Consider the following 13,819-nt stretch of genomic DNA (forward strand, 5'->3'; position numbering starts at 1 on the left):
ATTAAATTAAAGTTCATACTCTTGCTCTTTGTTTCAAAATTATGCCCTTTTTTTGCCCTTAAAATTGTTTGATTCCACGTGGAATCATCAGAAAGTTCTTCACTAACTTTTATAAATTTAGTTACTTGAGTTCTGTTTTAATTTACTGACTTTAATCAATTTGATCACTCACTATGCCAAGATCATTTTCTTTAACTTGCTTTAATCTTCTGCTATTTCATAATTAGATTTACTAATTATACTGATCTTGCATTTCATGACGCCAAATTCATTTACCATTAACACACATAGTATAGTTACGAAATAATATTTGCCACTGTAACACAGGACGTTTCTCAGAACATAAAAAAATACCATACCTATTTAAATAGATATAGTATTCTTTAAAGATTGAAAAAATATTGAAGATCTTAAAAACGAGTGACCAGCTCTACAGATATTATAACCGATTTCTAATAATTTAAACATAAAAATACCACACCTTAAAAAAGATGTGGCATAACTTAGTTAAGCTAAGTAAAACAATGGAGATTTGAATGAAAATAGATTTGCTTAAAATCTATTATACGTATAACCGGTTTCTAATAATTTAAACATAAAAAACACCACTAATTAAAGTGGTGTTGGGGTTTTCATGAATATTATACAAAGGGGTAGAGCCAACTGGCTCCATTGACTCTACCATTGTCTAACCGATTTCTTATATTTTAAACATATTTAGTCACGCGAACTCGTTCCTCCATTGCAACAAAATAGATTTCTCACATTAAAAAGCACTACACCTATAAGATGTAGCGCAAAAAAACATAAATAAACAAAGTTGGACGATTATATAATACCTAGAAATTTATATTTTAAACATAGTATTCACTAAATAAATTAAAATATCTGTTAAACTAAAAATATATGAATTTTTAGTGAGGTGATGGTGCATTGACCTTTGTCATAGTATGCCTATATGTACTCTGTTTTATTTGTCTTTTGCTGTTCTCTTATTATCTATACATGTTATTTAATTTAACAGACCACCATCATAAGATAATTTACACATTATGGACTATTTTATATGCAATATGTATGACGGTTATTATTGTACTATTATTTAAATTCAGTTGATTCAATCATTACAATTCTTATTCAATACAGAAAACCACACTCAATATAGAGTGTGGCGAAAAGATATTTAAATGCGTAAGCAATAATGGAGTTGGGGAACTCCGTAACTAATCATAACATTTTTACAAATTAAAAACCACGATCACAATGAACGTGGTTTTGCAGAAAGTAAAAGATATTTTATGAGTTCTCACTTCATGTGATATTTATGTTATAACATACCATCGTACATAAAAACAAGATTTAATATGTCATTCAATAAAAAAGCAGTCACTATGACTGCTTTTTACACAAATAGAAACAAGAGGGAATATTTCAAAGCAAAATCACTACAATTATTTTGTAGCGTTTATATTCCTATTTTAATGTATCATTATTTTACTAATGATGAAATCACATTAATTTACAATTTTTTGACAATCCTTTCATAAAAAAACCGTATCATAACTGATACGGTCAATGACTCTGAGTTAAAAAGTATGTCGAATTTACCCAGTGACATGCATAAGTAAATTAGTCAGGGATTTTTTATAGCTTTCTACAAAGGGTTGCATGTATTGTATATAATACCATAAAAATAAGAACAGTTAAATAAACTGTTCTTAAATAGTAACGAATATATGAGGTTATCAATTACTAATAATATATAATATAATATTGAACTCTATAATGCAAAAATTTACAATTTTATTTACGTAACTTTAGTTTGAAACTAAAGTACTCATTTTTGAGTACTTTAGATGTAAAAAAGTTTTAGTTTTAGACGTAGATTATAACACACTTACAAAGACTTTCACAATACAAAAAGATAGCCACTAGGACTATCTTTCGAAAGAAAACTAATAATGATGATAGAATGCCTCGTGAGAACGTAATTAATATCTCACTAATATTAATCTACCATTAACTTCTTATAAATATAACCTCAAATGAAGCATTTTACAAAAATAAAAAAACTACCTTATTAAGATATGGTTAACGAAAGCTTTACTAATAACAAGAGATTGGGTGAAAATCTAAGGGAAAATAATTATTTAATAAATAGAAGATAAATACCATATCTTAAATAAGTGTAGTAAAAACTATAGTTTTTTGAGTGTTTAAAGTTATACAAATGCATAACTGCTATATTAATATAACCATTTTTTTAAGTATTAAACATAGATAAGTAGATATATTCCTTCTTAAATCTCACTATTTAGATATTATTTTCCAATTCTTTTAAATCTCGCTCATTCATTTCGTCATTTTGACCGATACTATCTATAAATATTGGTGTCGCCACATTCATATCTACTTTATCAGTAAAGATACTGTGGTATCTACCAAGTAAATCACGTGCTTTTAAACGATCACTTGGCTTAATTGGTACTTCTACTGTTTCCACATGCTCATTGTATACAAGATTCATACGTCCTGTATCTGGGTTGCGCTCAAATGAGCTTTTCTTAACCACAACTTCCTTAGTTTCAGTTTCATCACCAACAGCTGATTTTGTAAGTAAATATAACGTTTCTTTTGCAGTTAAAATTGTATCGTCTATAATCTCATCTTTCTTGCTTTGAATATAGTCTTTTACTTTCTCATTGCGCAGTAGTCTGCTACCTGTTACGTGTGCACTATTTGAGCTATAACCGGCATTTATAGCGCTTTGAGTAACATTAAGTGTCTTCATATACTCATTCACAAAACGCTCTTGTTTAGGCGTTAATTTGTCCATTGAATCACTCCTTATTTTCTATAACTTTATTTAGTAAACCATCAAATAATTGTTGGACTCTGGATTGGGTAATTTCTAGTATTTGAGCTATATCATTAAATGTGCGTCCATTACATAGCAACATAAAAATATTGTATTCTCTAAAATCTGCAATACGATCAACCAGGATATCTAGGTCATTCATAAATATATGTTCATCTGCATTAATTGTTTGATATGAATATTCTTCTACATCATCATTTAACGTAAAGAAATCATTAACTGATACATCCTTATAATCATCATCCACATTATTATGGTAGTTTAATATAAAGTCTTTCAGTGTCTCTTTATCACCAACAAACATAATCACACCACCATTGTATGTTGTGGCTCACTAGCCTTTGTTAAAGGCTTATCATGGCTAATGTTGTATAAATCTACCTGCAAACGTTCAATGAGCTCATGCGTCTTGATACGTCCATGTGATTGCATGTATCTAACCACTTTTTGTTGTTCTTCTTTGGTATAGGTATTGAGCACCTGCTTTAATAAATATAATCGGATGACTGAATCATCTTTAAAGCGTTTCAAATTACCTTTTGTTTCACTAATCCATATCACGAGCTTATCAACTGGATAAGATACAGATATAACACCCATAATCTGGTCACAAGTTGTAATGGAAGTACTTAAATGATACATCTCATCTATATGTGACTGTGCCGTTTTGATTTTAGAATTAATGTATTTAGGATTATATTTTGTTAATAACTCATATTCAGATATCTTTGATTGTTGATATGATTCATTAGTATGTTCCTGCACGATAATACCCCCAACAATATAGAATGAGCCTACCCAATTAAGGATAGGCGCTAGTTAGTTTTTATTTTGTCACACTTTTGATTGCATCAGCATATCGGTCATTAATCGTTTTGAAATCCACTGAACCATATTCATTTTCTGTTACAACCACACCACTGTTAGCCATTCCCGTTTGATTAATTACGTTATAGTTATATTCAAGTTGAGAAAATTCATCATTACGCTCTGGATATAGAACGTTTTGTTTCAATGTTTCAAAACTCATGGCTACTTTATTTTTTTCACTTTCAGTAAATCGCTTATTGATGACATCTTGGAGTAACTTCAATTCATATACCGTCGTATTAGTAGCATCAGCATTTACAATCATTGCGATAACTTCAGTATTATCAATTAAATCAATTTTAGCTGATAGATCTTGGCGCTTTAACATTTCAGATTGAGGATTGTTATAATCCTGTTGCGCTTGTTCAGTTAATGTATCTAGTTTATTTTTGATATCTTCCATCTTATTTATAGCAAACTGTTTAAAACTTTCAGTTAACGCCTCAACTTTTGGTTGTTGTTGCTTATCAATGACATCTGGACGATAGCCCTGTCTATACATTGTCTTAGTTTCGGTAAGTAAATCGTCTAAATCTCCTAAAAGATTTCTATATTTTCTATCATCAAAGAATACACTCCATGTGTTTTGTTCCATTTTTGTTGTCATATTCTTATGCCTCTTTCTTTTCAAATTTTTTATACTTTTATTTCTTCTAACGCTTTTAAACGTGTCTGTGCGCCTAATACTTGTCGTTTAACACTATAGATTGCTTGTTGTTTATCTTCTTTACTTCTAATGATGTAATAACCTCTAGCGTCTTTCTTATAGCTATAGCCTACTGGATATTGATAATTAATAATTAAACTAGTAATGACTTGTGTTAGCCATCTATCATTAGCTTTATTTAGTGGATAGCCTAGTTGATTCAGTATTTTAGTTTTAGTTACATACTTTTCATTTGAGTTCTGAATAATATCATAAACTCTTAAATATTCGGTTGGTGGTTGAGCTACCTGTTTTTCTATCGTTTTTATCATGTCAAAACCTCTTATATATTAGTATTTGTTGTCCCCTAATTTTCAATGATTCTTACACATGATTTCTTTCGCTCTGAACTTTTTCTCCTTATCTCTATTATACTAAATTTACACTCAAAACGCAAACTTACGTTCTCTATTTTACTGATTTTAATTATTTCTTATCATTCAACTTAAACATTGATATAACAATATTTATAATGGTATTCATATACTTTCACAAACTCTCTAATAAGAACAAACGTTCTATTAAAGAGTGTAGTTTTGCCGCTTATGAAATTTTGAATACTTAGCTTTTTTTAGTTTTTAATCAAAGCCTAAATTTGAACTCTGCTATTTTTTCATACCCTCATAAAACCTTTCCTATTTTTATATAGGAGCCACACAACATATGTGACCCCTCTTACCACTACTTATTCAAACTATAATAAGTTGCTTTCAATTCACTTAACTTACGCTCTAACGCTTTGTAATCCTCTTGTGTAGCGTTCTCATCTTGCACAAATTCAGTTACCAACTTCAATCCCTCAACTAATTCTGTTGCTGGTTCATTAATCCCTGTAGCTAACTGGTACATTACTTCGATATTACCTATAACATCAGCATTACTGGACTGAATACCCTCAAGTTCATCAACATTCAAGCCACCCTCAATGTATGTGAACATATCAGTATTATTGCTTTCTGCAAATGTCTGAAGTCCACACATAAAATACTCATCGTTAAATAGATTATCTGCCATCATATCGCTAATAGACATATGTTCATCATCTTCTATTTCATAACCTGCATAATGCCCCTCAATACTTCTTATTAGTCCCTCAGTATGCTTAGGAGACGCTAATTCAAACGATTGTCTTACATTGCAATCTTGAATATACACATGACCGTACAATTTACCTTTCATCATCACATACACCATATCAAACGGATCGTTATATATTTTGAAAGCGAAATGTGATTCTCTGCTACTTTCTAATAAACCTGTGTAATATCTTAATAACGTACCTGCTCTTGTTTCAAATTGGTTTGCGATTATTTCAACTTTCATTTAGTTTGCTCCTTTATCTTTTATTCGTAATACTACAGGTATCCATGATGGTGTGCTTACCTCATCAGTGATAGCCAATGGTAATGGTGGTACTTTCCCGTCTAACAAATACCTATTCACTGCACTATGTTTATTCTTAATTGCTATTTTACCTTCGTTGCTCAAGTCACTTATTACTGAACCAGATTCCGTTGAACAATGATAAAAGAATACTTGATTTCTCTTATTTTTATAAACAAGTGATCGTTTGCCATTAAACGGAACGCCTGCTTTATCAAATATCGGTTCCAATTCATAAATGTAAGCCTCTCCCTTGTCTTCAATAAACTTAATCACTTTACTTTTAATTTGTTCTAAACTATCCATGCGTTACCTCCTTAACTATATTGAAAGTAACTGGTAACCAGTGATAAGTGTCTACATTATCTGATTTTAAAACAGGAAAGTTCAGACCTTTACCGTCGACCATGTATATAAATGATTCACACTTTTTCATTTCTATAACACCATCGTTTACTAGTTCACTTACTACATCGAAAGCCTGTTTATTCCATCCATACCAATACACAATATTATTATTTACTGCACTTGTATATGCTCCTTGACCTTTATAATCAAAACCATTTTCATCAAATACTTTTTCTATTTCTACAAAAGAAGTACCGGCATTATCTTTTATATAATCTATTAACTTACTTTGTATATTCTTCATTACAAAACCTCACAGTATATTCATTTTTCTCACACTAGCCTGTAATGTGATAGATCCTTTTATATCAGTATTTTCGCTGTATTTCTTACACCTTACAGATAATATGCTCTAGTTTATAATTTTTTTTAGATACTTTAATATTCTTATGAATTGTTATTTAAGTGTAAGGTGTAAGGTATTCGTAATAAACTTAGTTATATCAACGCTTTTACACCTTACACTTTTCTAATATTCCTTACAGATTAGCGTAAGGTTTTTAATATAATTCCGTTAGAATCGTATATTACATTGGTTGTATCTTTCACATAGAATCTTTTAGTTTTTTCTTGAGCTTTTGACCAGTAAGCTACAGATTTATATCCTAACTTTGATAATTCTTTAGAGAAATTCATTTTATTCATATGATGATAGCCATTGTTAGCACACCATATTTGATATATTTCATATGCTTTATCGGTATTTCTCCCCTCTACTATTGGCAATTGTCTGTAGTCTTTATCTTCTGCGTCTTCTATAAACTGTAGCACTGGGTTATTGTCATGTTGATATTCTTCTTTGGTCTTTCTAGCGATTTGAGGTTCTATTATCTCATTGTTTTCTAGCGTTCTCTTTAGACCTTTTAATGCTAAATTAAGCAATGCTGACATATTATGTGGTGTTATCAGTTTATTTAGTAACATCGGATCTTTCTTTTGTCCGTCTTTACCAAATTTACGCAACATAGGGATAATTACCATACGTCTATAGAATCCCTCACTCTTGTCATTGCTCATTGGTAATTCATTACTAGCAAATATGAGTTTTACATATGGTTTAAACTCAAATGCGTCTTGCCCTTTAAACTCAAGTGTAATGTAGTTACCAGTAACAATAATTTTGAAATTACCTGTATCTTTGATTCTGTTCGGATCAATATCATCAGCAATATTCACTAATTTCCCTTGTAAGTTGGCCGGTTTGAACTTATCGTTTAAATCATTAAAAGATAACGCCGTTGTATTCTCTGGATTATAAAAATGGTGCAATAATTTAAGTAAAGTAGTTTTACCGTTTCCACCTGGACTATAGTAAAAGAATGCAACTTGTAAGAAATTATCACGATATAAACCGTAGCCAATCATTTCATAAATCAGTTGTTCTACTTCGTCATCTTCATTAGAAATATCTTTGATAAACCTTTCTATCAAATCACTTTGTGCATTCTCGTCGAAATCAACATCAATAATATTGGTTATATAGTATTGAGGACTAAATGGCTTTAACTTATCTTCTACAGTGTCATATATGCCGTTCTTTAAACCTATATAACGTGCTGAACATTGGTTTTGTTTATTACCTAAACATAGTGTTTTTAACTTCTGATACACTTCTTTGTTTTGCTGTTCTCTCAATGATGGAATATATTTAATAGTCATCTTACGGACAACATCTATATTAAGTGGTTCGTACTTCTTACCTGTGAATATATGAGGACGGTTATCTATATAGCAACCGTGATATTCTTCATACAAAAATAAGGCAAATTCATAGAACTTAAATCTATTTCCATCAAAGAAATCTTTTTCATCAAATATCGTCTTGTTTTCCAAAAAGTCTGGAAATGTTGCCATAAAAATCCTCCTTATCGATGTTCTCGTTTATATATAGATTCAAATGTGGCGTTAAACTCTCTAGAACTCAATGGAGGGTTGCAATTTTCATTCCACATATAACAATATGCGTATACTAATGGATCTGGTACACGTCTATTGAGTAATACACCAATCAAAGATGTTAGCGTTTGGTTTCGATTCCCAGTTGATACGCCAAAAGCAATAGACTTCCAGAACTCATTATCACGACGTTTAGGATATTTAAATTTAGTTGATTCTTTATGTTGTTGTTTATATTCTTTAAGCCATTTCTCTAATGTTTGAATCTCCAAAATCGGTGCGTCATTATGTTGATGTAAAAACACATACTTATCTTTTTCATAAACTGGTAACGCCATCGCTCTACTAGGTTGAAAGCTCCCCTCATCTACCCTATGACCTATCTTGCTTACTAACACTTTTGTATACTTACGGTAATCATCTGCATTGACACGCTCATTTAATGGCACATACAAGCGTATTCTAGGGCTTTCTGTTTGATGATTAAACGTAGTATGCCAAAACCATGCAACGCCTTTTAAAGTGTCTGTAATTGCATCATGCAGTGGTCTCAAATTGGGTATATCATCATAATCCAACACTAGGACATCACGATAAATCACATTGTCATTGTTACGGTATTTCTGATATTCATTTCCATTCTCGTCAGTACCATCGTTCATATCACCATATACAGCGACACCACGAGCATATTTGTCAGTATTATTTTGTGGTATGGATAACCTATTAATTAACTCACTCCATTTAGGTTGAGAAAAACTCTTAAAAGATCTTGAATCTAAATTGTTATACCAAATCACTGAAACTTGCGTATCGTGTTCTAATTTAATTTTGTTCAACTTTTACACCTCTAATGAAACAACAGAGTAAAGATGTTATAATTATTTTGTGTAATTTCTAAATTACTCCGTTGTTAGATTATTAAATTTCTATGCGTTACTTTCGCTTTGGTCGGTTGGAAGTAACGTTTTTTCTATTTCATGAAACTTTTTAATTAATTCATCAAATTCTATAAGATATAAACCTAATAAATCTAAATGTTGAGTGTTGTGAATAGCGTGTTCTCTGTACTTATAACCATGTTCCAGAACTTGTTCTTTTGTTAAAGGATTACTACTTGCATATTTGAAATATTCTTCGTCAAACCAAACATGTGCAGTTTTTAGATCTTCAATTTTTTCTTTTACTACTTCTAAATCACTAAATAAATTTCTAATTTCCATTTTCATTATTCTACGTCCTCCAACTTTTCAATAAAACTCGTCATTTCTTCGATTGCCCATTTTAATTCTTCAACATCATCCTTAGTAATTAATTTATGAATATTAGAATTTTCATAATTTATAGGGAAGTCCATCAAAATATTTGAAGATTTTACAAACTCTTTATAATTTCTGTAATCATCTAATACTTTTGTAATTTCACTTTTACTTAAATTAGGATATTCATTTTTTATAATTGAAACATCTCTGTTACGACGTTTTCGTAATAATTTAGATGTTTTTCTATTTTGCTTTTTATTATTCACTATGTGCTCATAATTCAATTTACCATCAATATTTTTGTAATCTTCTCTAGTTAATTTATTCATTTGTTCATTTTCCTCTCTGAATTTATTATTTTTATTTAAGTTTTGTTTGTTTTTCATATTATTCAACCTCCAATAATTTAATTCCATATGCCGACGCTAAAATATATAAAGCGAATGCAATAAATACGTTTGCAACTAATGCTACTGCTAACGTTATAAATGAAATCGTACCAATATATGTTAGATAATTTTTCATTTGCGATCTCCCTTTCTACATCCATTTTTTATGACGTTTTTTCATGTACTCTTCAAAACGCGGAATACTGATAACAGTCATTGTTGATGACAATGAATAATACAAATCATCAATACCTTTAGAATCTTTTTCCCACTCTTTTAAAATACGGTTAACTGAACTGTACGAAATTCCAAAAATACTTGCTAGCGTATTGGGTTTAGCAAACATAGGCTTTACCACTACTTGCTTTGGTTCAGTGATCGTATTTTCTTTTGTTGGTAAATCTTGCAACTTTGTTCTAGACATTATTTAACCTCCTTAACTTCAAATTCAAATTCAAAAATATCTTGAATTTCAACACCTAATGCATTAGCTACATCTTTTGCTTTTTGAGGACTTAAACCTTTCTTTCTAGTTACTACTGAACTCATATAAGTTCTAGAAATATTAACCTTATCTGAAAATTCTTTTATGGAATATCCGTTTAAGAATATTTCATTTTTTAACAAATTTTCCTTAGCTTTCACAAAATCACCTCTTAATCAAATTTAAATATTAAACTTAATTACAGACGATATAAATTAGTTATAAAGCTTTTTAATTAAGTTGTATTTATAATTTAACTTAAGTTAAGTTTAAAGTCAATAATTATTTAACTTAAGAAATTAAAAATGCTATAATCTATGTATAAATTAAAAAGAAAGGTAGTTTTTACTTAATGTATGATTTAGGGACGTTTTTGAAGAATGAACGCTTAAACAAAAAGAAATCTGTAAAAGAAACAGCAGAAGAACTTAAAGTTAGTAGTTCTTATATATCAATGGTCGAAAACAACAAAACCTTTCCAAATAGCGATTACTTATATAACCTATCTTCTTATCTTTATGGTGGAGAAGAAACATATGACATATTAGTAGCAGAAAAATACATAATGTATTGTTTGATAGGCGGAATAAAAGTACAACCTTATCCATTCGTTAAATTTTTATTAACAGAGCGAGGTATGTTTGAAAATAATTCAATAGTAGCAAAACCGTACTATTCATTGAACTGGCTATTAAATCAGCATAACTCACCTATTACTTTTGGATTTAAAAATGATAACCATTTTTCATTTGACCTCGAAGAAATAGAGCCGATATCTGACTTCAATTTTTTTAACGGAGAACCTAAAGCTTTCATACAGTTAGATTCAAAAGACAAAAAATTTATATATGAACTTATAGAAAGTTACCTTAAAACTAAATATTCAAGTCTTATTGAGAATAGATTAAATCCAATTAAAAATGATGTTGATCTTATAATTGAAAAACTATTTGAAGATACTGATAATTCAAATATAGCTACACCTATTTTTACAATAGATGAATTAACTAAAACCAATAAACAAATTAATGTATTACACATAAGAAAAAATTGGAAAGTAGCTAATTACACTGATTTAGATTTCTTAATAACAAAAAAATCATTATTAGGAATCAAACCACAAAGTAATACAAGCAAGGAATTTGTAAAAATTGGTGAAATAGAATTTGATGAGACAAAAAACAACCTAACTAACTTTTCAATAAAATTTCCGGATAACTATCAAATAGATATAAAAAAAGAGGATAAAGAAATAATTTTTGAATATAAAAAGTAGGGATAAAAATGTGGCATGAGAAATTCACTAACAAACATGGTGATGTACAATTTCGCTATTACGAGAAGTACAAAGATCCACTCACAAACAAATGGCGACGTGTTAGCGTGGTACTTAATAAGAATGGTAAGCAGTCACAAAAGGAGGCTCAGAAACTCTTAAATAAGCGTATAGAGACGAAGTTGAACTATAAGACACCTACTACACTTAAGTCACTAACTTTCCATGCTGCATGCGATGAGTGGTTAGAGTATTATAAAAATCATTCTGGTTCAAAGGTTACAACAATCAAAGAAAAGATTAGCAATACAAACACAGTTAAAAATGCTATAGATAAAGAAGTGCTGATAAACAATATCACCCACACTTATCTACAAGATATTATTAACAACTGGGCTAGTATACATAGTAAAGGACACGTTCAGTCTCTTGTTATTATCATTCGTTCTGTTTTCAAATATGCGTTTAAATATTACGATCTCCAAGACATAAGTACACTAGATAAAATAGATATTCCTAAAAAAGCTAAAACTAGAGACGAACTACAAGCTAAACGTAATAACTATTTAGAAGATAGTGAAGTCAAAGAGTTACTTAGTTGTTTTGATTACCTAATTAAGCACAAAAAACATTCAATGAGAAAACGTAATTATAAAATGGTCAAAGCTATAGTACAGTTTCAAATTGCTAATGGCATGCGTATTGGTGAGCTACTTGCAATAAAGAGTGAAAGTATAAACTATGAAGATAAAACGCTAGATATCGACGGTACAATTAATTGGGTAACTGATGAAGAAACGGGAGCATTCGGAGTAAAAGAGACCACAAAAACAAGTAAAAGCTATAGAACAATCGGAATCACTACCCAAAGTATTAACTTACTTAAAACACTTATTTTAGAAAACAAGAAAGAAAACCAGTGGAATGACAAATTTATTGATAGAGGGTACATATTCACAAATACAGCTGGTAGCCCTATCGACTTGAACAAAATAAACAACATTATCAAAGAGGCTACTGAGATTAGTTCCATTAAGAAGTCTGTAACGACGCACACATTACGTCACACGCATATATCCACACTTGCACAATTGGGGATTAACCTAAAAGCTATACAAGACCGTGTAGGACACTCGGACTATAAAACCACACTAGAGATATACACACATGTTACTGATCAGATGGCAAAAGATATGATGAATAAATTGGAACATATTAGTACTTATAGTTAACTGAGTATAAAGTGAACTGTATTATATCTGATATAAGGTCACGAATACAGACCTGTAAAAAACAATAAAATATCAAAATAAATACGCTTTAATATAGGCGTATTTTTTATGCCTAAATTTCCAAAACTTTCATATAATGCCCTTTTTCTGCCCTTTTTCTATATTTAAAAACACAAAAATAACCCCATAAGCCTATACTTACGGGGTTTTACAATAAACTATATATTATTGTTCTTCTTTAACATATGGTAATAAAGCCATATGACGTGCACGTTTGATAGCAGCTGTCAACATACGTTGATATTTAGCTGAAGTACCAGTTACACGACGTGGTAAAATTTTACCGCGTTCTGAGATAAAACGTTTTAATAATTCAGTGTCTTTATAATCGATATGTGTAATACCATTTGCTGTGAAATAGCATACTTTTTTACGACGACGTCCGCCTCTTCTTGGTCCACCTGCCATGATTAACTGCCTCCTTTTAATTTTATTTTAATTAGTTATTTTTTAGAATGGTAAATCATCATCACTAATATCAATAGGTCCGTTCGCGTTCGCAAATGGATTATCTGATTGATTTGAATTAGGTCTTGATGAATTGTTGTTATACGAAGTATTTTGTCCTGATTGTTGACCACCGAATCCTTGACCGTAGTCTTGGAATTCGTTGTTTTGTGAACGTTGGCCACCGCCATTTTGTGAGTTCTTAGGTTCAAGGAATTGAACACTGTCACAAACGACTTCAGTAACAAAGATACGACGACCTTCTTGATTTTCATAACTACGTGACTGTATGCGACCATCAACGCCAGCTAAACTACCTTTAGATAAGTAGTTATTTACATTTTCTGCTTGTCTTCTAAAAACAACACAGTTAATGAAATCTGCTTCGCGTTCCCCTTGAGCATTCGTGAAAGTACGATTAACTGCTAGAGTAAATGTCGCTACACTTACGCCTGAGGGAGTGGTTCTGTATTCTGGATCTTTCGTTAAACGACCTACTAATACAACTCTATTTAACATTTAAACGCC

At 30.4% G+C, this 13,819-nt stretch carries 19 protein-coding genes; 2 read left to right on the forward strand and 17 right to left on the reverse strand.

The features are described from left to right. Positions 1-2,314: 2,314 nt before the first annotated feature. The 15 genes from JX000_RS11435 to JX000_RS11505 form a co-directional block, all read right to left on the reverse strand. Positions 2,315-2,836, reverse strand: coding sequence for a terminase small subunit (locus tag JX000_RS11435; RefSeq protein WP_206140717.1), 522 nt, complete (start codon positions 2,834-2,836; stop codon positions 2,315-2,317). A 4-nt stretch (positions 2,837-2,840) separates the two neighbouring features. Next, complete coding sequence (locus JX000_RS11440) at positions 2,841-3,182, reverse strand: helix-turn-helix domain-containing protein (protein WP_206140718.1); 342 nt, start codon at positions 3,180-3,182, stop codon at positions 2,841-2,843. A 2-nt stretch (positions 3,183-3,184) separates the two neighbouring features. Continuing rightward, positions 3,185-3,643: a pathogenicity island protein gene (locus JX000_RS11445; RefSeq protein ID WP_206140719.1), complete on the reverse strand. Its 459-nt coding sequence runs from the start codon at positions 3,641-3,643 to the stop codon at positions 3,185-3,187. Positions 3,644-3,704: 61 nt separating this feature from the next. Continuing rightward, positions 3,705-4,355 (reverse strand): hypothetical protein, encoded by a 651-nt coding sequence (locus tag JX000_RS11450; protein WP_206140720.1) that lies wholly within the window; start codon positions 4,353-4,355, stop codon positions 3,705-3,707. Positions 4,356-4,384: 29 nt separating this feature from the next. Continuing rightward, positions 4,385-4,726 (reverse strand): pathogenicity island protein, encoded by a 342-nt coding sequence (locus JX000_RS11455; protein ID WP_126510278.1) that lies wholly within the window; start codon positions 4,724-4,726, stop codon positions 4,385-4,387. 409 nt (positions 4,727-5,135) lie between these two features. Further along, positions 5,136-5,777, reverse strand: coding sequence for a pathogenicity island protein (locus JX000_RS11460; protein WP_206140721.1), 642 nt, complete (start codon positions 5,775-5,777; stop codon positions 5,136-5,138). Next, positions 5,778-6,143, reverse strand: coding sequence for a hypothetical protein (locus tag JX000_RS11465; RefSeq protein WP_206140722.1), 366 nt, complete (start codon positions 6,141-6,143; stop codon positions 5,778-5,780). After that, on the reverse strand, positions 6,136-6,489 hold the full coding sequence (locus JX000_RS11470; protein WP_017636848.1) for a hypothetical protein: 354 nt from the start codon (positions 6,487-6,489) through the stop codon (positions 6,136-6,138). Before JX000_RS11470 ends, JX000_RS11465 begins: the two co-directional genes overlap by 8 nt. A gap of 242 nt (positions 6,490-6,731) precedes the next feature. Then, entirely contained in the window at positions 6,732-8,099 is a 1,368-nt protein-coding gene (locus tag JX000_RS11475) for a DNA primase family protein (protein WP_206140723.1), read from the reverse strand. A gap of 11 nt (positions 8,100-8,110) precedes the next feature. Continuing rightward, positions 8,111-8,980, reverse strand: a complete 870-nt coding sequence (locus tag JX000_RS11480; RefSeq protein WP_206140724.1) for a primase alpha helix C-terminal domain-containing protein — start codon at positions 8,978-8,980, stop codon at positions 8,111-8,113. Positions 8,981-9,070: 90 nt separating this feature from the next. Next, positions 9,071-9,370, reverse strand: a complete 300-nt coding sequence (gene tscT / locus JX000_RS11485) for a type II toxin-antitoxin system toxin TscT (protein ID WP_206140725.1) — start codon at positions 9,368-9,370, stop codon at positions 9,071-9,073. Beyond that, positions 9,370-9,789, reverse strand: coding sequence for a pathogenicity island protein (locus JX000_RS11490; RefSeq protein WP_241004986.1), 420 nt, complete (start codon positions 9,787-9,789; stop codon positions 9,370-9,372). Before JX000_RS11490 ends, tscT begins: the two co-directional genes overlap by 1 nt. A 1-nt stretch (position 9,790) precedes the next feature. Then, on the reverse strand, positions 9,791-9,928 hold the full coding sequence (locus tag JX000_RS11495; RefSeq protein ID WP_000800860.1) for a hypothetical protein: 138 nt from the start codon (positions 9,926-9,928) through the stop codon (positions 9,791-9,793). Positions 9,929-9,943: 15 nt separating this feature from the next. Further along, on the reverse strand, positions 9,944-10,216 hold the full coding sequence (locus JX000_RS11500) for a helix-turn-helix domain-containing protein (protein ID WP_206140726.1): 273 nt from the start codon (positions 10,214-10,216) through the stop codon (positions 9,944-9,946). Continuing rightward, positions 10,216-10,437 carry a helix-turn-helix transcriptional regulator gene (locus JX000_RS11505; protein ID WP_107536183.1) on the reverse strand — a complete coding sequence of 74 codons (222 nt, stop codon included), beginning with the start codon at positions 10,435-10,437 and terminating at the stop codon, positions 10,216-10,218. Before JX000_RS11505 ends, JX000_RS11500 begins: the two co-directional genes overlap by 1 nt. A 191-nt stretch (positions 10,438-10,628) precedes the next feature. Between JX000_RS11505 and JX000_RS11510 the strand changes: the two genes are divergently transcribed. Continuing rightward, positions 10,629-11,552, forward strand: coding sequence for a helix-turn-helix domain-containing protein (locus tag JX000_RS11510; RefSeq protein WP_107560731.1), 924 nt, complete (start codon positions 10,629-10,631; stop codon positions 11,550-11,552). Between the two features lie 8 nt (positions 11,553-11,560). Then, the gene (locus tag JX000_RS11515) at positions 11,561-12,784 is read left to right on the forward strand and encodes a tyrosine-type recombinase/integrase (protein ID WP_206140727.1); all 1,224 of its coding nucleotides are present in this window, start codon (positions 11,561-11,563) and stop codon (positions 12,782-12,784) included. A 225-nt stretch (positions 12,785-13,009) separates the two neighbouring features. On the opposite strand, the gene rpsR is transcribed toward JX000_RS11515, so the two are convergent. Continuing rightward, the gene (gene rpsR, locus JX000_RS11520; RefSeq protein WP_002451519.1) at positions 13,010-13,252 is read right to left on the reverse strand and encodes a 30S ribosomal protein S18; all 243 of its coding nucleotides are present in this window, start codon (positions 13,250-13,252) and stop codon (positions 13,010-13,012) included. A 42-nt stretch (positions 13,253-13,294) separates the two neighbouring features. Beyond that, the gene (gene ssb, locus JX000_RS11525; protein WP_002451520.1) at positions 13,295-13,810 is read right to left on the reverse strand and encodes a single-stranded DNA-binding protein; all 516 of its coding nucleotides are present in this window, start codon (positions 13,808-13,810) and stop codon (positions 13,295-13,297) included. Positions 13,811-13,819: the final 9 nt, after the last annotated feature.

The sequence above is a fragment of the Staphylococcus sp. SB1-57 genome (assembly GCF_017086425.1).
Taxonomy (GTDB): Bacteria; Bacillota; Bacilli; order Staphylococcales; family Staphylococcaceae; genus Staphylococcus; species Staphylococcus warneri_A.

Bases quoted from the DNA above. Each gene is read 5' to 3' on its own strand.
- JX000_RS11435 (WP_206140717.1), bottom strand. From the start codon at position 2,836: ATGGACAAATTAACGCCTAAACAAGAGCGTTTTGTGAATGAGTATATG.
- JX000_RS11440 (WP_206140718.1), bottom strand. From the start codon at position 3,182: ATGTTTGTTGGTGATAAAGAGACACTGAAAGACTTTATATTAAACTAC.
- JX000_RS11450 (WP_206140720.1), bottom strand. From the start codon at position 4,355: ATGACAACAAAAATGGAACAAAACACATGGAGTGTATTCTTTGATGAT.
- JX000_RS11455 (WP_126510278.1), bottom strand. From the start codon at position 4,726: ATGATAAAAACGATAGAAAAACAGGTAGCTCAACCACCAACCGAATAT.
- JX000_RS11460 (WP_206140721.1), bottom strand. From the start codon at position 5,777: ATGAAAGTTGAAATAATCGCAAACCAATTTGAAACAAGAGCAGGTACG.
- JX000_RS11465 (WP_206140722.1), bottom strand. From the start codon at position 6,143: ATGGATAGTTTAGAACAAATTAAAAGTAAAGTGATTAAGTTTATTGAA.
- JX000_RS11470 (WP_017636848.1), bottom strand. From the start codon at position 6,489: ATGAAGAATATACAAAGTAAGTTAATAGATTATATAAAAGATAATGCC.
- JX000_RS11475 (WP_206140723.1), bottom strand. From the start codon at position 8,099: ATGGCAACATTTCCAGACTTTTTGGAAAACAAGACGATATTTGATGAA.
- tscT (WP_206140725.1), bottom strand. From the start codon at position 9,370: ATGAAAATGGAAATTAGAAATTTATTTAGTGATTTAGAAGTAGTAAAA.
- JX000_RS11490 (WP_241004986.1), bottom strand. From the start codon at position 9,789: ATGAAAAACAAACAAAACTTAAATAAAAATAATAAATTCAGAGAGGAA.
- JX000_RS11495 (WP_000800860.1), bottom strand. From the start codon at position 9,928: ATGAAAAATTATCTAACATATATTGGTACGATTTCATTTATAACGTTA.
- JX000_RS11500 (WP_206140726.1), bottom strand. From the start codon at position 10,216: ATGTCTAGAACAAAGTTGCAAGATTTACCAACAAAAGAAAATACGATC.
- JX000_RS11510 (WP_107560731.1), top strand. From the start codon at position 10,629: ATGTATGATTTAGGGACGTTTTTGAAGAATGAACGCTTAAACAAAAAG.
- JX000_RS11515 (WP_206140727.1), top strand. From the start codon at position 11,561: ATGTGGCATGAGAAATTCACTAACAAACATGGTGATGTACAATTTCGC.
- rpsR (WP_002451519.1), bottom strand. From the start codon at position 13,252: ATGGCAGGTGGACCAAGAAGAGGCGGACGTCGTCGTAAAAAAGTATGC.
- ssb (WP_002451520.1), bottom strand. From the start codon at position 13,810: ATGTTAAATAGAGTTGTATTAGTAGGTCGTTTAACGAAAGATCCAGAA.